The sequence below is a fragment of the Pedobacter miscanthi genome, from assembly GCF_032678605.1.
GTDB lineage: Bacteria > Bacteroidota > Bacteroidia > Sphingobacteriales > Sphingobacteriaceae > Pedobacter > Pedobacter miscanthi_A.
On record NZ_JAVTSU010000006.1, the window covers coordinates 75,351 to 95,950 of the forward strand.

Consider the following 20,600-nt stretch of genomic DNA (forward strand, 5'->3'; position numbering starts at 1 on the left):
CTAAAGGAGAAAGACCAAAGAAAAGTATATTCCGTGTAAATCTGCGCCTAAGTGGCCTTATAATCCTTCTCCAAATTTATAAAACGGTGCCACACTCACCGGTAATTTACCTGTTGGTATCAATCTGTTATTGATCACGGCAGCTGCAGAAATCTGCATGAAATCTTCTTTCTGATAGGCCACAACCAAACCTTTACTGTTTTCCAAGCCCGATAAGCCAGCCAGGTTATAAGGATTAGCAAACAAGGCAAAAACAGCATTTTTAGCCGATAATTCCTTAATAAAGTTTTTTACGCCGGCATTTAGCGGAATGTTATTTGCTGGTCGTGATCTGCTATCATGAATGCCTACAATAACCTGATCAAATGCACCAATCTCACGTGCAATGTTCGAAATCTGCGTAGCGCTCGCGTCTTTATCCAATACATAATAAACGGAGTTATAATAGCCTTTCGAAATCTCTTTTTGGAAAGTGGTAACCGAAGGTACGCCGATGCTGATAATGGCTGTTCTTCTGATCGGGATCAGGCGTTTGATGTAATCCTTGCCTTTTACCAACGTTACCGATGCATTGGCCAGTTCCTGTACCAAAGCATTGCTTGCGTTGCGGTTTACCCCTGCAACAACGCCTTGCGTTACAATGGTATCACGTTTAGCTAAACCTGCCCAGTATTTTGCTGTTAGTATTTTACGCACACTTTGGTCAATTTCCGCCATGCTTACCCGATCCTGCCTTACCGCTTTACGAACCAGTTTAATGGCTCTGTCGCTGTTTTCAGATAACTCTATAATATCATTTCCGGCAATAATGCCCATTAAATCTGCTTCGCCATCCTTGAAGTATTTTACTACACCTTTCATATCCATAGCATCAGAAATAATTAAGCCTTTAAAACCTAATTTCTGTTTCAAAATACCCGTAACAATCGGCTTAGATAAGGTAGACGGCAGGTTTGGCGTAGCATCTAACGAAGGAATATTCATGTGGGCAATCATTACGCCTGATGCACCTTGTTTGATCAGTTCCTTAAAAGGATACATTTCTAAAGTATCTAATCGTGTTGCTGAGAAGGTAAGCTGCGGTAAATCGTAATGAGAATCTACATCAGTATCGCCATGACCAGGGAAGTGTTTCAAGGTCGTTAATAAACCGCCATCTTGCATACCTTTCATATAGGCGGCTACTTTTGTTGCTACATTATATTTATTTTCTCCAAAAGAGCGGTAATTGATTACGGGATTTTTTGGATTATTATTAATGTCGGCATCAGGAGCTAAATTCATTTGCATACCCATCCGTTTATAATCTTTAGCTACTTCCAAGCCCATTTTATACAATAACTCTTTGTTCTGGATGGCACCCAAAGTCATTTGGTAAGGGTAAGAAACGGTGCTATCCAGGCGCATGCCTAAACCCCATTCCCCATCGTTTGCCACGATTAATGGTACCCGACTTAATTTTTGATAGGCATTGGTCGCTAAAACCTGCCTGCCGGGGCCACCTTGAAAAAAGATTACCCCACCTAATTGCTCTTTTTTTATGACTTCACCAACCGAATCGGTATATTTTTTACCAAGATTGGTATGCGCCCGCACAAAAAATAATTGTGCAATACGCTCTCTGCGGTTAAGTTTGTTAAAAACCGAATCCACCCATTTAGGTTGATTGGCCAATAATTCTAAATAGGTTTTTTGTTGCGCACTTACAGAAAATGCAGTGCCACAGAGGGCAATTAGTATAAATAAATTTCTTCTCACGTGTTTTGTTGTATCAGCTGCTAAATTAATCATCTAAAGCCTAATAAAACAAAAACCAATCCAAGTAATCGATTTAATACAATATGTTGTGAGCCTTTTGATTTAATTTACCTGTACATGCCTTTTCCTTCAATAAAATCGACAACTTTATCTGGCAAGAAAAACTGTACATTCTTTTTTTCCTTTATGGCCTTACGGATAAAAGTGGAAGAAATTTCCATTAAAGGGGTACTGGTGAAAGTAATTGCAGGATGGTTTTTCCACTCACTTACATCTGCCCCTGGACGAGGGTAAACATAAATCTGATAGTTTTTTAAAAGCACCTCATAATTTTTCCATTTTTTAAATGATACCAGGTTATCTGCCCCCATGATAAGCACAAATTCCTTTTCAGGATATTTCTCATGGAGATGGGTAAGCGTATCGATGGTATAAGAGGGTTGGGGTAATGCAAACTCAATGTCGCTCACACGAATGTGTTCTGCATTTTCTGTAGCTAACTTAGCCATTTCCAAACGATCGTACATATTGGTTAAACCGCTTTTATCTTTTAAAGGATTGTGCGGCGAAACCACCAGCCAAACTTCATCAAGTTTGGTATGGTTAGCCATATAATTGGCAATAATTAAATGTCCGGTATGGATCGGGTTATATGAACCGAAGAAAAGACCAGTTTTCATGTTTACGGTTTTCAGTATTATTGATCGTCATTGCGAGGCTGGATTAAGGGAGCCGAAGCAATCTATTTTGCGAAAAAGATTGCCTCACCCTTGTGCTCTATTCCCATTGCTGCGGTTCGCAATGACGGATTTATTTCTTTAAGAAATCCCCTACCAGCTGCTCTGCTTCCGCACAGGCTGTAGCCAGATCGTAGTTTTTTAAAATCACATCAAATTTATCTGCATAAAGCAGTTCTTTTTCAGCTTTGATAAAACGTTCCTGTAATTTTTCATTGCTATCAGTTCCGCGGCCACTTAAACGTTCTTTTAATACTTCTAATGATGGTGGCTGAACAAAAATGGCTAGTGCATCTTCTTCGTATTTCCTTTTTAAACGGATCCCGCCTTCTACATCAATATCGAAAATCACATGTTTTCCATCATTCCAGATGCGCTCAATTTCTGAACGTAAAGTACCGTAAAAGGTTCCATTATAAACCTCTTCAAACTCTACAAATTCCTGGTGGGCAACTTTGTGTAAAAACTCTTCTTTGCTGATAAAATAGTAATCGTTTTCGTGTTGTTCGGTACCTCTCGACTCGCGTGTTGTGGCAGAAATAGAAAAGCTCAGTTCAGGAAACTTCGTTAATAAATGATGTACTATAGTGGTTTTTCCTGCTCCTGATGGTGCTGAAAATATGATTAATTTGCCTTGTTTCATTTTGTAAGCTGAAAGCAAAAAGCTGAAAGACTGAAGCTGCTTGATGCTTTAGTCTTTAGTCTTTCTCCTTATAATACGTTTAATAACTGTTCTTTTATCTTTTCTAATTCTTCTTTCATACCAACAACAAACTGTTGCATTTGTGCATCGTTTGCCTTTGCGCCCATGGTATTAATTTCCCGTCCAATTTCCTGAGAAATGAAGCCCATTTTTTTACCATTTGCTTCTTTACTTGCTAACGTTTGCAAGAAATAATCGCAATGGCTTTTTAAACGTGTTTTTTCTTCAGTGATGTCTATTTTATCAATATAATAGATTAATTCCTGCTCAAAACGATTCTGATCAATATTTACCTTGCCCACTGCATCATCCAAAAACTGGGTAAATTTATCACGGATAGCCGAAATCCTTTTAGGCTCCAGTTCCTCAACGGATTTAAAATACGAAAGGATATTTCTGATCCTCAATTCTAAATCGGCCTTTAAAACAGCACCTTCATCTTCCCTGAATTGATTGAAATTGGCCAGTGCCGAAGTAAAAATCTGATAAAGGTGATTCCACTCGTCTTCAGTTACACTTTCTTCCTTGTAGCTAATTACATCAGGAAAAGTTAAAGCTGTTTGCAATAAGTTGCTGCTCTCTGCACCTAATTCGTTATTAACGGCAATAAGCTGCTTGTAATAGTGGGTTAACAGGGCAGTATTAATGGTAGCACCAGTAACTTCACCATTGGTGCGCTCTACATTGATGCTTAAACTTACCTTTCCGCGTTCGATATCTTTGCTGCAGATGTTGCGCAAAATCAGTTCTTTATCAGAAAAAGCTTTAGGGTATTTTAAATTCAGCTCCAGGAATTTACTGTTGAGCGATTTGATTTCGACACTATACTTTGCATTTGCATAATCGGCTGTTGCTAAGCCGTATCCTGTCATGGATTTTATCATGTGCAAAGATAGGGTTTTAAGCGGAAAGGAGAAATAATATTGTACAGGGGCCTAAAATTGAAAAGATGAGAATAGTGTTCTTGACATTTTGAAAACGAATGTTCTTAATTCTTCGGGAACTGTAGCCCCGTTTTACACTTTATCCCGATGAAAAATCGGGATGCCCGTTTCAACCGGGTTTATGTACAAAGTGGAGTGGCTTTTGGCAAGGCCTGTTCCCTACAAAGTGCAGACCAAAGTGTTTAAACCTGCTGTCCGTTTTATCCCGATTTTTCATCGGGATAAAACGGACAGCAGGATAGGTTTAGCCAAAAGTGCCGGAACCCTCATTTCCTGATAATAAATGAGGGCTACTTTTCCAACATTCCTAAAATAACTTTAAAAGTTTCTGCTTTCAGTTCTTCCAAATCTTCTGCTACTAATCCTTTTACTTCTATGGCTTCGCCGAATACAGTTTTAATCAATCCAGGGTTTAACAAAAGTGGATCTGTACGTGGCAAATGTGCTCTGCTGTTCAATATCGCAATAGGTAAAATTGGCGTTTGTGTTTCTATGGACAAACGGAATGCCCCATCATAAAATGGATTTAAAAGCTGATCGGATTTATTCATCGTTCCTTCCGGGAAAATTAAAATCGATTGTCCATCGGATAAGTCCTTTCGGAGTTCGGCCACAGAATGGTCGCGGCTTTCTCTGCTGCTTCGATCAATCATGACAACTAAACGTTTGTAAATCCAACCAAACACCGGGATTTTTAACATTTCGATCTTCCCCAGCGGGCTGAAAGCTTGTGGAATACAAATTACAATGGCCAAGGCATCTAAAAAAGAGCTATGGTTACCCACATAAATATATGATCTGGAAGTATCAATCTTTGCTCCATTTGCCGAAAACCACAAGCAGGTTAACAAACTAAAACCCCATGCCCAGCATTTTAAAAAATAGAAGGATATTTTCCTGCCTGTTTTCTCCTTAAAAATGCCCATACTGATAATAATGAAAGGGCAAACCAAAAGCATGAGCAAGAAAAAAACAACTGTCGAATAAAATAAATAGAATCCGCCAAACAGTTTTTTCATAGGGATTAACGTTTCTTTAACAGTTTGCAAGGTTAACAAATGTTAATTTTACAAAAAATAACTGATAGATAAATATTTAATGCTCTTGATCTTAAACATCCCAAATGCTATTGTGATGTAACAATTAAAGCAAAAACAAACAACAAAACCGATTATCTGTTAGCTAACTAAAGCTCCGGGAATTTATTTTTATTGCAAAAAGCACATTTCAATTAATAATTGGGCACACCATGATGAAGCATTTGAAAATAATCCTTCTACTCACCATCCTGATGCAGGGCTTAACAATGAAGGCGCAGGATTTTGTGCTGAAAGGCGTAGTAATAGAAAAGGGATCGAATGTGAGAATCGCTTTAGCTGAAATTACCAATTTGCGCATTAAAATGGGCGCTACCAGTAATGATATTGGTATGTTTCAGTTAAAAGTACGGGTAGGTGATACTTTGCTGGTTACAAAGAAAAACTTAACCGATCAGAAATTGGTGGTAAATACTGATGATGACCTGGTGGTATATTTACAAAGGGGAAGTACCATGCTTGAAGAAGTAACGGTTAAAGGCCAGACCAAAAAGCAGGAGATGGAAGGCATAAAGAGAGATTTTAAAAGGAATGGCTCGTTTTTTGAAGGTAAACCACCATTGGTTTTGCTAAGTCCTTTTGGTGGAAGCCCTTTAACGTTTTTCTACGAATTATTTGGGAAAACACCAGCCAGAGCACGTAACTTTAACCGTTATTATAAAAAGGAATTAAGTTTGATTGAAGTGGATAAATTCTTCAATAAAAGCCTCGTTTCAAACCATACCACATTAACCGGGAAAGACCTCGATAAATTTTTGCTCGATTATTACCCAACCCGCAGCATGACCATTAATTGGAGCAATTACGATGCTGTGAAATACATCAAAGAGTCGGCTAAACAATATACCGACACCTTGAAGCACACAAATTAGCTACACAATGAAAAATTTTAAATTTGCCATCATACTTCTTGTTCTTACCTCAGTCGGCTTTATCTCGAAAGCTCAGGAATTTATTATCAGGGGTGTTGTCATCGAAAAAGGTTCAAATATCAGGATTGCATTATCTGAAATTACCAACCTGCGTACCGGCATTGGTGTAGGTAGTAACGATATTGGGATGTTCCAGCTCAAAGCTAAAATTGGCGATACACTTTTAGTCATCAAGCGCGATCTGATCGATCAGCGTGTGGTGGTAAACAGCGAAAAGGATCTTGTAATTTACCTGGTTAGGGGAAGCACAACTTTGGCGGATGTTACTATTGTAGGAAATACAAAAAAACAAGATCTTGATGATATTAAGCGCGAATTTAAAAATAAGGGTGTATACAATGGCGGTAAAACTACCGTTTTGGGTGCCATATTTAGTCCGTTAAATGCTTTATATAATTTAATTGGTACAGATCCGAAAAATGCCCGAAGATTTGGCAGGTACGCTGATAATGAAATTAAACAATCGCAGATTGATGTATATTTTAACCAAAGCATCATAAAAAACAATACCGAACTGAGGGGCGATACTTTAGAGCGGTATATGCTCAACTGTCGCCCTGAATTTGATAAAGCCCAGTATTGGAACAGCTACGATTACATAAAATACATTAAAGAATCATCAAAGAAGTTTACCGATACGCTGGGAAAAGGTAAATAGTTTGGTGTTTGGAGTTTGGAGTTTGGAGTTTGGAGTTTGGAGTTGGAAAGTCCGAGGTCCGAAGGCTAAGTTGTTAACCTGAACCCGATAATTATTTAATGAAAATATTGTTTTATAAATACCCTGATTAGATCTGCCAATAAACTTTCTAAATACTCAATGCTTCGCAAGCTTTTTCGGCTGCTAATTTCTCTGCATTTTTTTTGTTATAATCCCTTCCGGTACCATATTGTTCACCCTCCACAATGGCACTGATGGTAAATAGCTTGGCACTTTCGCCTTCACCATTCTGTATCAGTTCGAACATTACATCTTTACCGTGGCGTTGGCACCATTCGATCAGTTTGCTTTTAAAATTTGTTTCGGTAAGCTCCAGGGTGTGGATATCAATATGAGGTTTTACAATTCTGCGCAACAAAAACTCTTTGGTAAAGTTGTAGCCCTTGTCCATGTAAATGGCTCCAATAATCGCTTCGAAAGCATCACCGAGCATCGAATTATGCTTGGTTTGTATGCTCACCGAACGCTGATCGAACTGAATGAGCTTATCAAAACCTATTTTCTTGGCCAATTGGTTTAAATTAGCCCGGTTTACAATTTTCGAACGCATTTCAGTAAGGAAACCTTCTTCCTTGTAAGGATAATGCTTGAAAAGAAGCTCGGCGATTACCGAGCCTAATACCGCATCTCCAAGAAATTCTAAACGTTCGTTACTGCTCCGGCTTCCATTCTTTAAAACTTTGGCCACAGAACGATGCCTGAACGCCATTTTATAAAGCGTAACATTGCCTGGAACAAAGCCTAAAATATTTTTCAGCTTTTTAACAAACTCCTTTTCGGGAGAGAGATAGAGTTTATATAATTTTAATATCGGCATTAAATAAATAACACAATTAACGGCTAATTAGCATATTGAACTAAGTTATCTATTTTTAATTAGCATACAAAATTATATAGCAACGCTGTTTTAAATTAATCTTCGTATTTCTTGAAAATCACAGAAGCGTTATGGCCTCCAAAACCGAATGTATTACTTAAAGCAGCCCTAACGGTGCGTTTTTGCGCTTTATTAAAAGTAAAATTCAATTTCGGGTCAAATGCAGGATCATCTGTAAAGTGATTGATTGTTGGAGGAACAATGTCATTTTTAACAGAAAGAATGGCTGCAATAGCTTCAATAGCTCCGGCGGCACCCAAAAGGTGGCCAGTCATTGATTTGGTAGAACTGATGTTTAACCTGTAAGCATCTTCGCCAAATAATGTACCAATGGCTTTGGTTTCACTAATATCACCCAGTGGGGTAGAAGTACCATGAACATTGATATAATCTATATCAGCAGTTGTTAAACCAGCATCTTTTAGTGCATTGGTCATTACCATTCTGGCGCCCAAACCTTCAGGATGTGGTGCGGTGATGTGATTAGCATCGGCACTCATTCCACCGCCAACAAGTTCTGCATAAATTTTTGCACCCCTTGCTTTTGCATGTTCAAGTTCTTCTAAGATAATGGTTCCTGCACCTTCACCAGCAACAAATCCATCACGGTCTTTATCAAAAGGACGCGAAGCAGTTGCCGGATCATCGTTACGTGTTGATAATGCATGCATGGCGTTAAAACCACCCATTCCTGCTTCGTTAATGATCGCTTCAGAACCTCCGCTGATGATTACATCGGCCATACCCAAACGGATATAGTTAAAGGCATCAATCATGGCGTTGGTAGAAGAAGCACATGCCGAAACAGTTGCAAAATTTGGCCCACGTAAGCCGTATTTGATCGAAATATGCCCTGGAGCAATATCAACGATCATTTTAGGAATAAAAAATGGATTGTACCTTGGCGTACCATCTCCCTTGGCGAAATTTGAAATTTCATCCAGGAAAGTTTTTAATCCACCTATGCCCGCACCCCAGATTACGCCGATCCGGTTGGTATCTAATTTTTCAAAATCAAAACCACCATCCTTCACCGCTTCCTCTGTTGATACAAGAGCATATTGTACAAACGGATCTAATTTACGGGCTTCCTTCTTATCCAAAAAGTCTTCTGGATTAAAGTTTTTTACCTCGCAAGCGAATTTGGTTTTAAACTTTTCAGTGTTAAAACCCTTAATAGGAGCAGCGCCACTCACCCCGTTAGTCAATCCTTCCCAAAAATCAGGAACATTATTGCCTATAGGAGTGAGCGCACCCAACCCTGTTACTACTACTCTTTTTAATTCCATTTATACTGAAAAAGCGTAATTCTATTTAACGTTTTTTTCCAAATAAGCAATCGCTTGACCAACTGTACCGATGGTTTCAGCCTGATCATCAGGAATAGCTACATTGAATTCTTTTTCAAATTCCATAATCAACTCTACGGTATCTAAAGAATCTGCACCTAAATCGTTGGTGAATGAAGCCTCTGGCGTAACTTCGCTTTCGTCAACACCTAGTTTTTCTACGATAATAGCCTTAACTCTTGAAGCAATATCAGACATAATTTTATAATTTAATGGTTAAATAATTCTGTGCAAAGAAAAATAAATTCTTACAATTTTCAAATGTTTTTATTTCGATACGTAATTTTGGTATCTCAATAACACAGCGAATATAGAATTAGTTTTTTAATTTCGTTCTGTAAATAATTTATTTCGCTTTGAATAAGACTTACCTAAAACTTACCTTAGACCTTGATTTTATACTAATTGCGATCACAGCACCCCTAAAAGACTATGTGCTTTGCCACAAAATTAATACCCGGTTAAACACACAATTTGAGAAAATAGAAGACCATGAAATATTTTTTAATATTGATGAACCAGCATGGAGTTTCTCCAAATATTACTTTTTTGTAGAGCAAGGTGAGGTAGAATACTACCTAATCTGTAACAAAAGCAGCGATGGTTTTCTAATTCCGGAGATGAATAAAGTAGATTTTTTTATTATAATTAAAGAATTTATAGATAAGGAAGATCTTGATTATCTGATTAGTGGTTTGAATAAACTGCCTGATATACAGGTTGCTGCAAAGATAGATCCAACTAAGTTGAAGAACAGGGAGAATTTGGTAATATAAAAATTATATACTTGGTGTATTAAATACACTATATTTGACGGTTACAAACAAAGAACAAAAGAACAAAATATATAAAATTTAATGCAGTTTGATTATTTTAGATAATAATTAGTGTTTTCTAAAACTGCATTGCTAAAATCAATTAATTAAATGAAACCTTTTCATTCGAGAACTAAAATTGTTGCCACGCTTGGGCCTGCATCAGCAAAACCAGAAGTATTATATAGTATGTTTAACGCTGGCCTGGATGTTTGCCGGTTAAACTTTTCGCACGGATCGCAGGCAGATCACCAGGCGGTTTTGGATACCATCCGCGATTTAAATAAAAAATACGACTATAATGTAGGTATCCTTGCCGATTTACAAGGTCCTAAAATTCGTATCGGTTTGGTAAAAGAAGGCGGGATTAACCTGATTAATGGTAAAACTACCGTAATTACCACTACCGAATGTGTTGGTAACGAAGAGCGGATTTATATCACTTACCAAAGTTTCCCTCAGGATGTACAGGCTGGCGAAATTATCCTTTTGGATGATGGAAAACTGCAAATGAAAGTAATTTCTACCAACCTAAAGGATGAGGTAGTTTGCGAAATCGTTCACGGTGGTATTTTAACCTCTAGAAAAGGTGTAAACCTTCCGAATACTAAAGTTTCTATCCCTTCATTAACTCCTGAAGATCGTGAAAACCTGGAGTTTGTATTGGAAAATGATGTAGAATGGATCGGTTTATCTTTCGTGCGTAAGGCTGATGACATTATCGAACTTAAAAAGATTATTGCAGAGCGTGGTAAAACTGCCCGTGTAATTGCTAAAATAGAAAAACCGGAGGCTATTGCTAACATCGATGAAATTATCGCTGTTTCTGATGGTATTATGGTTGCCCGTGGTGATTTAGGTGTTGAATGTCCGATGGAAGAAGTGCCATTGTTACAGAAAATGATTGTTGCTAAATGCAGGGCAGCATCTAAACCTGTAATTGTTGCAACTCAGATGTTAGAAAGCATGATTACTACTCCTCGCCCAACACGTGCTGAGGTGAATGATGTGGCAAACTCTGTTTTGGATGGTGCTGATGCAGTAATGTTAAGCGGCGAAACTTCAGTTGGAGAATTTCCATTGATCGTAATTGAAACGATGCAAAAAATTATCCAGAACATTGAAGAGAACAATTATCCTTTCAATCCTGATAAGTTTTTAAAACCAAAATCACCTTCTTTCTTAAGTGATGCCATCTGCGATTCAGCTTGTTTTTTAGCGAAACAAACCAATGCGGTTGGTATTGTATCGATGACTTTGAGTGGTTATACTGCTTTCGAAATTTCGAGCCACAGACCAGAAGCTTTAACCTTTATTTTTACCAGTAACAGGGCTTTATTAAATGCAGTAAGTTTACTTTGGGGCGTTAGAGGTTTCTACTACGATAAATGGGAAAGTACCGATAACACCATTATTGAAGTTAATGAGTTCTTAAAAAGCAAAAAATTGGTTAAACAAGGTGATATTGTAATCAATACCGCTGCTATTCCAATCGAAGCAAAAGGAAAAACTAATATGTTAAAAATTACGGTTATAGATTAATTTCTAATATCATATTTACAAGATGCTTCCGGTTTTTATCGGGAGCATTTTTGTTTTATGGGCATTTTGTTAGCTTTACGTATGAGGAAAAATTTAATTTTTTTAACGCTGGTTTCTCTTTTGTTTTGTAGTTGCGGCAAACAACCTGCCAGAATTGGCGATAAAACTTATGATCTCCAAAAATTTGCTTTCGAAATCAATCCAAAAACCTTTTATCCGCCAAACCCCAAAGATAAAACAGGTTTACCTTATACGATAGATGATCATGCCTTCAGGATGCAGCATAATGATTATGATTCGCTGCTTTGTAGAGGCTATTACAGTCATAACCCATCAGAAAATAATTATAGAACCAAAACACTGGCTAAATGGGGTAAGGTAAATTTTAATACTTTCGACCTGTTCGAAAATGCAAAAGAAAAAATAGTGGCCATCCGGTGTTTGGCACAAAACCTTAATCCAATCGAAACAGATCATTTTATTGAAGATATTTCCAAAGATTTTGGAAAATATAAAAACAGTGAATTGAGCAATATTTCTGATAATTATTTTTGGAGCAAAAACGGTACTAGAATTAAACTTATTGTAAAACAAACAGATATAGAAGCTCCGAAGGATAGTTTAACTACGGCTTCTGTGAGCAGGTTTTATAAAGAGAATCTTACCGTTTACATTTACCGTTTAGCTTTTGTGCCGATAAGTGAGAAGTTGATTGATAACGGCGATGCTTTTAATCGTTTTAAAGATTTTATTATCCCTGATGAAGAGAAATATAAGCCCAAACAGCCTTATGGTTTTTAATTAAATTATTTATATTCGCAAGCCAATCGGAGAGGTGTCAGAGTGGTCGATCGAGCACGCTTGGAAAGCGTGTGTACTGCAAGGTACCGCGGGTTCGAATCCCGCCCTCTCCGCTTTTGATCTGCCTCATTTTCTAATTAAAAGTGTGCCTGAACTCCCCTGGCGATAAATTTGTTTTCGTTTTAAAAAATTTGCTAAACGATTGCGGGTGTTCAAAACCCAATTGATAGGCAATTTCACTTACGGATAAATCAGTAGCCGATAATTTTTCTTTCGCCTTTTCGATCAGTTTTTCATGAATAAGCTGCTGTGTATTCTGCCCGGTTAAAGCCCTGAGCATATCGCTTAAATAACGTGGGGAAAGATTGGCCTCTGCCGCAAGATATTCTACAGTTGGCAATCCCTTAACCAACGATTTTTCATCGGCAAAATAGGTTTCCAATAGTTGTTCTGTTTTAGTTAATACATCGTTATTAACCACTTTTCGGGTAATAAACTGGCGTTTATAAAAACGGTTGCTATAGTTAAGCAGCACTTCGATATAAGAAACGAGTACATCCTGGCTGATTTCATCGATAGAAGTATTAAGCTCATTGTTAATATTGTCGAATAATCCTAAAATTATTTGCCTTTCTTTTTCAGATAGAAATAAGGCTTCGTTGGTTTCATATGAGAAAAATCCATATTTCCTGATGGCTGTGCCGAGCGGATAATTCCGGATCAGATCGGGGTGGAACAAAAGTGTTGCTCCATAATATTTTGCCTCATTATCTGCCGAAATTAACTGATTGGGCGAGGTAAACATCATGCCACCCTCGTTAAAATCATAATAGCCCTGTCCATAACCCATCCGGCCAGTTGTAGAGTATTTATAGGAGATTTTATAGAAATTGAGAAAAAACGGACGGTCTAACATTTCCGTATTGGTGGCAATCTGCGAATTATCTACTAAACTGATCAGCGGATGTACGGGTTTGGGCACTTTTAGCAGGTGATGCAGTTCGGATATTGATGAAATGCGCAAAGGGGCTTTCTTTTCCATAATATAAAAATACAAATATTAGGGCAATACAAATCATTTGGCCTGCATTGCCCTTTAAAGATTATTTACCTAAAAATACCCTTGCAAATTCTGTCCTGAATGCTTCATCGCCCTGAGCCAATCGCTGTGCATATAAGGCTTTTGCATCTTCGCCTGCTACATAACGAAGCCTGGTTTTGCCATCTGTAGCAGCCTCGTATACTACCTCAGCAATTTGCTCGGCAGTAGAAGCAGTTTCCATCATTGAGCCAAATCCTGCCATCATCGATTGTACCATTGCATCGTAGTCCTCATTACTTGCCAATTCTAATGAACGACCTGAGAAATCTGTCGCAATCCCGCCTGGAGATACGGTTTTAATGTTTACACCAAAAGTGTTCAACTCAAAAGCCATGCTTTCGCTCCATCCTTCCAATGCCCATTTGGTAGCATGGTAAGTTGAACCTAAGGGGAAAGCAATTAATCCGCCGATAGAAGTGGTCGAAATAAATAGCCCGTCTTTTTTCGCCCTGAAATATGGAATAAATGCCTGTGTAACACGGATTACGCCCAATAAGTTGGTGTTAAGTTGTTTCACAATCTGATCATCACTAAGGGCTTCTAAAGGACCGATTAAGCCGTAGCCAGCATTATTGAACACCACATCAATGCCTTGTGCAATCGCTTCCTTTACGGTAGATTGGATTTGAGACAGGTTGGTTACATCCAAAGGTAATATGGTAACATCGCTTAAAGTGTTTAATTCTGTTTCCTTTTCAGGGTTCCGCATGGTGGCAATAACTTTCCATCCCCTGCTTTGAAATAATTTGGCGGCAGCTTTTCCTAAACCTGTAGAAGCACCTGTAATAAAAATTGTCTTTTGCATTTCGATTGTTTTAAATTAACAATACAAATTTGCAGCAGATCACAATTTCTGACGTAGCCGAATTGAGTTTGCTTGTAGTATAAATGACGGATATTTCTTTGAACCGAGGGTGATTTTTTCAGACTAAAGCACTTTTTAAGGTAAAATTAGGGATAATTTCAGCTTAATTATTGTCTCTTTGTTGTAAGGATAACGCCAATACTTCTATCATTATTGCGACTGGAAAAATATAGTTTAAAAACGTTGTTTTCGTATTTTTTACCTTATACTTTTGGCCTTTCTTCTTTCTGAAACTTATTGTTTAGGGTGTTGATACACAACGTGTATTTCTTGCTGTGATCAGGAGGGATGAAATTTCTACCAGATAAAAAAGAGAAACATATGATGAAGTACGTAATTGGTTTTCAGCAAATCGACAGGTCTGATTTTTTAACAGTCGGAGGTAAGGGAGCTAACTTAGGCGAACTATCTAAAATTGAAGGTATAACTGTGCCTCACGGTTTTTGCATCACTACTGAAGCGTATAAAAAAATCACAGTAAGCAACAAAGAACTTAGTGGTTTATTGGATGAATTGAGTCAGTTTAAAGCGGAAGATCTGCGTGCGATGGGTAAAACCAGTGCGAAAATCCGGACACTTATCGAAAACATCTACATTCCGGATGATATAGCCGGGGAGATCGAAAGTTATCTTGCTAATTTCAATAAAGATGATTCATTTGCAGTACGATCTAGTGCTACAGCCGAAGATTTACCCACGGCCTCGTTTGCCGGTCAACAAGATACTTTTCTGAATATTGTTGGTATACAGGGCATTTTGTTGCACCTCAGCAAGTGCTGGGCATCTTTATTTACCGATCGGGCCATCATTTACCGTATTCAGCATCATTTCGATCACCATAACATCCATCTTTCAGTAGTGGTGCAGAAAATGGTTTTTGCCGAAACAGCAGGCATTATGTTTACCGCCGATCCTGTTACGGGTAACCGGAAAGTTTTATCCATCGATGCCAGCTTTGGCTTGGGTGAGGCCATGGTTTCGGGCCTGGTAAATACTGATAATTATCAGGTTAATAACGGTAGCATTACCAGTAGAAAAATAGTTGCCAAAAAATTAGCCATTCATGCCATAAAAGGTGGTGGTACTGAGGCTCAGGAACTTTCAGCAGAACAACAGGGTAAACAAACACTTACCGATGAGCAGATTTTGCAACTGGAGCAGGTCGGCAGAAAGATTGAGGCACATTTCGGTAGTCCTCAGGATATCGAATGGTGTTTAGCAAATGGCTTAATTTATATTGTTCAGAGCAGGCCAATTACTACATTATATCCTGTGCCTGAGACGGGAGATAAGGGAAATCATGTCTACATTTCTGTTGGTCACCAGCAAATGATGACTGACCCCATGAAACCACTGGGATTATCTTTGTGGCAATTAAGAGCTGCCAGGCCAATGTTTAAAGCAGGAGGAAGATTGTTTGTTGATGTTACAGATAGCCTGACTACACTTGGCGGCAGGGAAAGTTTATTGGAAGCCATGCAGCAACATGATCCGCTTATAAAAGATGCATTGGTTACCATTACAAAACGGAAAGATTTTATACCCTTGTTTCCTGATGCTGGAAAAGGGCCGGTAATTGTTAAAAGCACCAAAGGTTTATCTGCTGCTGATATTTTAGCGCAGGTAGGAAACGACCCTTCTATCATTGCGGATCTGATTAAACAGAACGAGATATCGGTAGAAAAACTAAAGGAAAACATCCAGACGAAAACAGGAACTGACCTTTTTGATTTTATCCAGGATGATATTGAGCAATCAAAGAAGATGGTATTTGATTCGAAACACATGGGCGTGATCATTGCTGCCATGAATGCTTCCATGTGGATCAATGAAAACATGAATAAATGGTTGGGCGAAAAAAATCCTGCAGATACACTTTCTCAATCTGCCCCCAATAACATTACCGCTGAAATGGGGCTGGAGCTATTAAGTGTTGCAGACGTGATCAGGCCTTATCCTGAAATGATTAATTATTTAAAACAAGCTAAAGATGATCGGTTTTTAGGCGAACTGCCTCATTTTGATGGTGGCGCTGAAGCCCAAAGCGCCATTTATAACTATCTTAACAAATATGGGATGCGATGTGCCGGAGAAATTGACATTACAAATACCCGCTGGAGTGAAAACCCGTCCATATTAATTCCGGTCATTCTCAGCAACATCAAAAACTTTGAGCTTAATGCCGGCAAACAAAAATTTAACCAGGGAAAAGAAGAGGCTTTAAAAAAGGAAAAAGAATTATTGGATCAACTTGTAACTTTACCTGATGGCGGGCAAAAAATCCGTGAAACAAAAGAAATGATCAGCCTGCTCCGCAATTTTACAGGTTATCGCGAATATCCTAAATATGGGATTGTAAGCCGCTTTTTTATTTACAAAGAGGCCTTACTAAAAGAAGTTGAAAAACTCATTCAAGCCAATATTATTCATGAAAAGGAAGATAGCTACTACCTCACCTTTGAAGAGCTACGGGAAGTAATAAATACCGGTAAATTCGATAAAAATCTTGTCGCAAGGCGAAAAGAAGAATATAACTTATACCAAAAACTAAATCCGCCACGTTTAATCACATCAGATGGCGAAATTATTTCGGGCAGTTATAAACACGAAAATCTTCCAGCCAGGGCTATTGCGGGTTTAGCTGTTTCTTCTGGTGTGATAACAGGCAGGGCAAGGGTAATTTTAAACATTGAAGAAGCAGATCTGGAAGATGGCGATATATTGGTAACCACCTTTACCGATCCCAGCTGGACGCCGTTATTCGTATCAATAAAAGGTTTGGTTACCGAAGTTGGCGGTTTGATGACCCATGGCGCTGTTATTGCACGCGAATATGGCTTGCCGGCAGTGGTTGGTGTAGAAAATGCAACCAAACTTATTAAAGATGGACAGCAAATCAGGATAAATGGAACTGATGGATATGTAGAAATATTATAAGGTCTGTGATCATGATTCCTTAAACAAAAAAGCGCTTTTTAGCGCTTTTTTGTTTAAAAACCTTAATTATTTTTTAAAGGAAATTACGGTTTGTAAAATAACCGATGTCATTACAAATGCTAAACCGATATAAAAAGAGATATTCAACTCTTTACCCTCACTAAAAAATATAAAAGCCAGTATAATGGAATATACAGGTTCGAGGTTGAAACTTAGATTTACCGTAAAAGCAGAAATCCGTTTTAAAGATTCTGCAAAGAGAACATAAAGGCCAACGGTGCAAAAAGAGGCCAGTAAAATCAGGTAAGCGGTATCTTTTAAACCCGGGATAATGGTTTCAACCGGAAAAAAATGAAGATAAACAGGAAGCAGAATCCCTAACCCGATTGTTCCGCCTAACATCTGATAATAATTAATCAGCCTGCTATCGTAAACCTTAACCAGTCTTTCATTGTAAATGGTATAAAGGGCCGCAAATGCTGATGATATTACCCCTAAACCAATGCCTAGCTGATAAGACGAATCGAAATGGAATATCAATGCAATGCCGAACAAAGTAAGCAGGCTCAATAAAATTTCGGATAGGTTAAACTTTTGTCTGTTAATCAATGGTGCAAAAACCGCAGTGAAAAAGCTGGTTAAGCAATAACACACCACACCTACCGAAATATTCGAATATTTAATGCTGGCATAAAAAAACACCCAGTGCACGGTAATTAACATCCCGATTTTAGCAATATCAAACTTTTCTTTTAGCTTAATATTCGTGGAAATCTTAAACAGTTTCAAAAGGAGTAATAAAATAATAGCCGAAAAGAATACCCGGTACCAAACTAAAAGACCTTCATTGAGGGATATGAGCTTACCAAATATACCGGTAAAGCCTGCAAGTATTACCGCAAAGTGTAATACCAAATATGATTTTTTCATAAAGAATGATCTGTCTCGTCCTGAAAAGGGCAAGAATTAAAAATTAATAAATAAAATGTTTCAGGTTAACGCCCAAATGCCGGTAGCAAAACCGATAGTTTGTTTATAGCGTACCCATGTTATTTATTAAGGTTTTGGTGGAGGAAGACAGCTCTTTCTGTTCATATCTGTTGTGTGAGGTAAAGATAGAAAAAAATGGAAGATGTGATATGGGAAATGTAAAATGGAAGTGCTGCGTAGCCTTTGCTCTTCTCTCCGGGCTATTTGCTCAAATTTGTATCACGATTAATACCAATCATTTGCCAAAACAGTATTATTTTTATCGCAAGATTAACTAACATGATGAATAAATATTGGCTTACCGTAACGGCTTGTACTTTGGCCATTACAGCAAATGCTCAACAAAAAGCTTTAACCGTGAGCGATTACGAAAGAGCGGAGAGTTTTATGAGCTACAACACCGCAAAGTATATCGACCATGCCAATGTACAGCCAAACTGGCTGGAAGGCGATAAATTTTGGTACAGCACTAAAACCAATGGTACCGAACAAACTTTCCTGGTAGATCCTGCAAAGAAAACCAAAACGCCTACTACTGATTATAAAAGTGGTGGCGAAATGCCTGCCCGACGTATGGGTGGCCGTAACGAGGTTTCATCTCCCGACGGGAAAAAAGCCATTTTAATTAAAGATTATAACCTTTTCGTTAAAGATGTGGCCTCCGGAAAATTAACGCAGCTTACTACTGATGGCGTTAAAGATTATGGTTATGCCACTGATAACGCAGGCTGGAAACATAGTGATGCCCCAATTTTACGCTGGTCTCCCGATTCGAAAAAAATAGCAACCTTTCAGCAAGATCAAAGGAACTCAAAAGAGATGTATTTGGTAACCACTAATGTGGGCGCACCGGTATTAAAAGCCTGGAAATACCCTTTGCCGGGCGATAAACAGATCGCTACCATCAGAAGGGTGGTTATCGATGTAGATAATCCAAAAGTAATTTCGCTTAATATTCCTGCCGATCCACACCGTGCAACTTTGAGTGATGATATTTCGAGCAGTGGTACTTTTGATGATATTGACTGGAAAGCCGATGGTTCTGAAGTCGCTTTTCTTTCTACCTCACGCGATCATAAAAACGAAAAATTCCGTATTGCAAATGCCACAACAGGTGCCGTAAGGGAAGTTTTCGAAGAAACCGTAAAAACACAGTTTGAATCTGGTCAAGGTGCGATTAACTGGCGTTATCTTCCGGCATCGAAAGAAATTATCTGGTACTCGGAAAGGGATAACTGGGGACATTTATATTTATACGATGCAACCAATGGAAAAGTTAAAAATCAGATCACCAAAGGCGATTTTGTAGTTTCGCGTTTGGTTAAAGTAGACGAAAAAACACGTACACTTTATTTCTTTGCCAATGGCCGCGAAAAAGGTAATCCTTATTTCAGCTATCTTTATAAAATTGGTTTCGACGGGAAAAATTTAACCCTTTTAACCCCTGAAGCTGGTAATCATCAGGTCGTATTCTCTCCTTCTTTCAACTATTTTGTAGATAGTTATTCACAGCCAGATGTACCCGCAGTTACTGTATTAAGAAGCATTGACGGAAAATTGATCAATACTTTAGAAAAAACCGATGTTTCTCGTTTAACCGCTACAGGTTGGAAAGCACCAACTCCGGTTTCGCTAAAAGCCAAAGATGGTAAAACCGATATTTACGGTTTGGTTTTCACGCCAACAAAAATGGATGCCAGCCAGAAATATCCTGTTATCGATTATATTTATCCAGGTCCGCAGGGTGGGAGCGTAGGCAGCTGGGCATTTGCAGCTTCACGCGGCGATAACCAGGCCCTGGCTGAATTGGGTTTTATTGTAGTAGTTATAGAAGGAACCAGTAACCCTGATCGTTCTAAAAGTTTTCATGATATGAGCTACGGCAACATGGCGGAGAATACTTTGCCCGATCAGATTGCAGCCATCAGACAGCTTTCGGCAAAATATCCTATTGATACTACAAAAGTAGGGATCTGGGGGCACTCAGGTGGAGGCTTTGCTACTGCTGCGGCCATGTTCCGCTACCCCGATTTCTTTAAAGTAGGTATTTCAGAATCAGGAAACCATGATAATAGAAATTATGAGGACGATTGGGGCGAACGCTACAATGGTTTGGTAGAAAATGCTGATTATGAAGCTCAGGCCAATCAGAACTATGCCAAAAACCTAAAAGGTAAACTGATGTTAGTCCACGGCCTGATGGATGATAATGTTCCTCCCTACAATACCCTATTGGTAGTAGAAGCGTTAGAGAAAGCGAATAAATCTTTCGATCTGGTTATTTTTCCAAACAGTGCCCATGGTTATGGTGCTTATTCACCTTATATGATGCGCCGCCGCTGGGATTACTTTGTTCAGAATCTTTTAGGTGCCGAACCACCAAAAGATTACCAGATGAAAGCCCCTACAGCAAGATAAATTTTAAAAGAGCAA

General features: G+C 38.5%; 19 protein-coding genes and 1 tRNA gene. 9 read left to right on the forward strand and 11 right to left on the reverse strand.

Annotated features, from left to right (window positions below; translation table 11 throughout):
* Window positions 1-57: 57 nt before the first annotated feature.
* From R2R28_RS10730 to R2R28_RS10745, 4 genes are all read right to left on the reverse strand, one after another.
* Window positions 58-1,791, reverse strand: a complete 1,734-nt coding sequence (locus R2R28_RS10730) for a glycoside hydrolase family 3 protein (protein ID WP_316825675.1) — start codon at window positions 1,789-1,791, stop codon at window positions 58-60.
* Between the two features lie 74 nt (window positions 1,792-1,865).
* On the reverse strand, window positions 1,866-2,438 hold the full coding sequence (gene nadD / locus R2R28_RS10735; RefSeq protein WP_316825676.1) for a nicotinate (nicotinamide) nucleotide adenylyltransferase: 573 nt from the start codon (window positions 2,436-2,438) through the stop codon (window positions 1,866-1,868).
* Between the two features lie 130 nt (window positions 2,439-2,568).
* Window positions 2,569-3,138 (reverse strand): guanylate kinase, encoded by a 570-nt coding sequence (gene gmk, locus R2R28_RS10740; RefSeq protein WP_316825677.1) that lies wholly within the window; start codon window positions 3,136-3,138, stop codon window positions 2,569-2,571.
* 68 nt (window positions 3,139-3,206) lie between these two features.
* Entirely contained in the window at window positions 3,207-4,070 is an 864-nt protein-coding gene (locus R2R28_RS10745) for a YicC/YloC family endoribonuclease (protein ID WP_316825884.1), read from the reverse strand.
* Between the two features lie 172 nt (window positions 4,071-4,242).
* Here R2R28_RS10745 and R2R28_RS10750 point away from each other — a divergent pair, with 172 nt between their 5' ends.
* Window positions 4,243-4,419: a hypothetical protein gene (locus R2R28_RS10750; protein ID WP_316825678.1), complete on the forward strand. Its 177-nt coding sequence runs from the start codon at window positions 4,243-4,245 to the stop codon at window positions 4,417-4,419.
* Window positions 4,420-4,432: 13 nt separating this feature from the next.
* On the opposite strand, the gene R2R28_RS10755 is transcribed toward R2R28_RS10750, so the two are convergent.
* Window positions 4,433-5,161 carry a lysophospholipid acyltransferase family protein gene (locus R2R28_RS10755; RefSeq protein WP_316825679.1) on the reverse strand — a complete coding sequence of 243 codons (729 nt, stop codon included), beginning with the start codon at window positions 5,159-5,161 and terminating at the stop codon, window positions 4,433-4,435.
* Between the two features lie 230 nt (window positions 5,162-5,391).
* Between R2R28_RS10755 and R2R28_RS10760 the strand changes: the two genes are divergently transcribed.
* Together R2R28_RS10760 and R2R28_RS10765 are read left to right on the forward strand one after the other, a co-directional pair.
* The gene (locus R2R28_RS10760; RefSeq protein ID WP_316825680.1) at window positions 5,392-6,111 is read left to right on the forward strand and encodes a hypothetical protein; all 720 of its coding nucleotides are present in this window, start codon (window positions 5,392-5,394) and stop codon (window positions 6,109-6,111) included.
* 7 nt (window positions 6,112-6,118) lie between these two features.
* Window positions 6,119-6,829: a hypothetical protein gene (locus R2R28_RS10765; protein ID WP_316825681.1), complete on the forward strand. Its 711-nt coding sequence runs from the start codon at window positions 6,119-6,121 to the stop codon at window positions 6,827-6,829.
* Between the two features lie 148 nt (window positions 6,830-6,977).
* On the opposite strand, the gene rnc is transcribed toward R2R28_RS10765, so the two are convergent.
* The 3 genes from rnc to R2R28_RS10780 form a co-directional block, all read right to left on the reverse strand.
* Window positions 6,978-7,706, reverse strand: coding sequence for a ribonuclease III (gene rnc, locus R2R28_RS10770; RefSeq protein ID WP_316825682.1), 729 nt, complete (start codon window positions 7,704-7,706; stop codon window positions 6,978-6,980).
* 95 nt (window positions 7,707-7,801) lie between these two features.
* Entirely contained in the window at window positions 7,802-9,055 is a 1,254-nt protein-coding gene (fabF, locus tag R2R28_RS10775; protein ID WP_025145352.1) for a beta-ketoacyl-ACP synthase II, read from the reverse strand.
* 21 nt (window positions 9,056-9,076) lie between these two features.
* Window positions 9,077-9,313, reverse strand: a complete 237-nt coding sequence (locus tag R2R28_RS10780; RefSeq protein WP_008508386.1) for an acyl carrier protein — start codon at window positions 9,311-9,313, stop codon at window positions 9,077-9,079.
* A 158-nt stretch (window positions 9,314-9,471) separates the two neighbouring features.
* Between R2R28_RS10780 and R2R28_RS10785 the strand changes: the two genes are divergently transcribed.
* From R2R28_RS10785 to R2R28_RS10800, 4 genes are all read left to right on the forward strand, one after another.
* Window positions 9,472-9,891, forward strand: coding sequence for an IPExxxVDY family protein (locus tag R2R28_RS10785; protein WP_316825683.1), 420 nt, complete (start codon window positions 9,472-9,474; stop codon window positions 9,889-9,891).
* Window positions 9,892-10,041: 150 nt separating this feature from the next.
* Window positions 10,042-11,472 (forward strand): pyruvate kinase, encoded by a 1,431-nt coding sequence (pyk, locus tag R2R28_RS10790; protein ID WP_316825684.1) that lies wholly within the window; start codon window positions 10,042-10,044, stop codon window positions 11,470-11,472.
* 81 nt (window positions 11,473-11,553) lie between these two features.
* Window positions 11,554-12,273: a hypothetical protein gene (locus tag R2R28_RS10795; RefSeq protein WP_316825685.1), complete on the forward strand. Its 720-nt coding sequence runs from the start codon at window positions 11,554-11,556 to the stop codon at window positions 12,271-12,273.
* Between the two features lie 28 nt (window positions 12,274-12,301).
* Window positions 12,302-12,386: transfer RNA gene (locus tag R2R28_RS10800), tRNA-Ser, on the forward strand.
* Between the two features lie 20 nt (window positions 12,387-12,406).
* Here R2R28_RS10800 and R2R28_RS10805 read toward each other — a convergent pair.
* Both R2R28_RS10805 and R2R28_RS10810 read right to left on the reverse strand, forming a co-directional pair.
* Entirely contained in the window at window positions 12,407-13,315 is a 909-nt protein-coding gene (locus R2R28_RS10805) for a helix-turn-helix transcriptional regulator (protein ID WP_316825686.1), read from the reverse strand.
* A 61-nt stretch (window positions 13,316-13,376) separates the two neighbouring features.
* On the reverse strand, window positions 13,377-14,180 hold the full coding sequence (locus tag R2R28_RS10810) for an SDR family oxidoreductase (RefSeq protein WP_316825687.1): 804 nt from the start codon (window positions 14,178-14,180) through the stop codon (window positions 13,377-13,379).
* Window positions 14,181-14,561: 381 nt separating this feature from the next.
* Here R2R28_RS10810 and ppsA point away from each other — a divergent pair, with 381 nt between their 5' ends.
* Window positions 14,562-17,177 carry a phosphoenolpyruvate synthase gene (ppsA, locus tag R2R28_RS10815; protein ID WP_316825688.1) on the forward strand — a complete coding sequence of 872 codons (2,616 nt, stop codon included), beginning with the start codon at window positions 14,562-14,564 and terminating at the stop codon, window positions 17,175-17,177.
* A gap of 66 nt (window positions 17,178-17,243) precedes the next feature.
* Here the strand turns inward: ppsA and R2R28_RS10820 are convergent, their stop codons facing one another.
* A complete protein-coding gene (locus tag R2R28_RS10820) occupies window positions 17,244-18,107 on the reverse strand; it encodes a DMT family transporter (RefSeq protein WP_316825689.1) in 864 nt (287 codons plus the stop codon).
* Between the two features lie 339 nt (window positions 18,108-18,446).
* Between R2R28_RS10820 and R2R28_RS10825 the strand changes: the two genes are divergently transcribed.
* The gene (locus tag R2R28_RS10825; protein ID WP_316825690.1) at window positions 18,447-20,585 is read left to right on the forward strand and encodes a S9 family peptidase; all 2,139 of its coding nucleotides are present in this window, start codon (window positions 18,447-18,449) and stop codon (window positions 20,583-20,585) included.
* The last annotated feature ends 15 nt before the right edge of the window (window positions 20,586-20,600 follow it).

Excerpts from the sequence above, each read along its gene's own strand:
- R2R28_RS10730 (WP_316825675.1), bottom strand. The coding sequence starts at position 1,791 with ATGATTAATTTAGCAGCTGATACAACAAAACACGTGAGAAGAAATTTA.
- nadD (WP_316825676.1), bottom strand. The coding sequence starts at position 2,438 with ATGAAAACTGGTCTTTTCTTCGGTTCATATAACCCGATCCATACCGGA.
- gmk (WP_316825677.1), bottom strand. The coding sequence starts at position 3,138 with ATGAAACAAGGCAAATTAATCATATTTTCAGCACCATCAGGAGCAGGA.
- R2R28_RS10745 (WP_316825884.1), bottom strand. The coding sequence starts at position 4,070 with ATGACAGGATACGGCTTAGCAACAGCCGATTATGCAAATGCAAAGTAT.
- R2R28_RS10750 (WP_316825678.1), top strand. The coding sequence starts at position 4,243 with ATGCCCGTTTCAACCGGGTTTATGTACAAAGTGGAGTGGCTTTTGGCA.
- R2R28_RS10755 (WP_316825679.1), bottom strand. The coding sequence starts at position 5,161 with ATGAAAAAACTGTTTGGCGGATTCTATTTATTTTATTCGACAGTTGTT.
- R2R28_RS10760 (WP_316825680.1), top strand. The coding sequence starts at position 5,392 with ATGATGAAGCATTTGAAAATAATCCTTCTACTCACCATCCTGATGCAG.
- R2R28_RS10765 (WP_316825681.1), top strand. The coding sequence starts at position 6,119 with ATGAAAAATTTTAAATTTGCCATCATACTTCTTGTTCTTACCTCAGTC.
- rnc (WP_316825682.1), bottom strand. The coding sequence starts at position 7,706 with ATGCCGATATTAAAATTATATAAACTCTATCTCTCTCCCGAAAAGGAG.
- fabF (WP_025145352.1), bottom strand. The coding sequence starts at position 9,055 with ATGGAATTAAAAAGAGTAGTAGTAACAGGGTTGGGTGCGCTCACTCCT.
- R2R28_RS10780 (WP_008508386.1), bottom strand. The coding sequence starts at position 9,313 with ATGTCTGATATTGCTTCAAGAGTTAAGGCTATTATCGTAGAAAAACTA.
- pyk (WP_316825684.1), top strand. The coding sequence starts at position 10,042 with ATGAAACCTTTTCATTCGAGAACTAAAATTGTTGCCACGCTTGGGCCT.
- R2R28_RS10795 (WP_316825685.1), top strand. The coding sequence starts at position 11,554 with ATGAGGAAAAATTTAATTTTTTTAACGCTGGTTTCTCTTTTGTTTTGT.
- R2R28_RS10805 (WP_316825686.1), bottom strand. The coding sequence starts at position 13,315 with ATGGAAAAGAAAGCCCCTTTGCGCATTTCATCAATATCCGAACTGCAT.
- R2R28_RS10810 (WP_316825687.1), bottom strand. The coding sequence starts at position 14,180 with ATGCAAAAGACAATTTTTATTACAGGTGCTTCTACAGGTTTAGGAAAA.
- ppsA (WP_316825688.1), top strand. The coding sequence starts at position 14,562 with ATGATGAAGTACGTAATTGGTTTTCAGCAAATCGACAGGTCTGATTTT.
- R2R28_RS10820 (WP_316825689.1), bottom strand. The coding sequence starts at position 18,107 with ATGAAAAAATCATATTTGGTATTACACTTTGCGGTAATACTTGCAGGC.
- R2R28_RS10825 (WP_316825690.1), top strand. The coding sequence starts at position 18,447 with ATGATGAATAAATATTGGCTTACCGTAACGGCTTGTACTTTGGCCATT.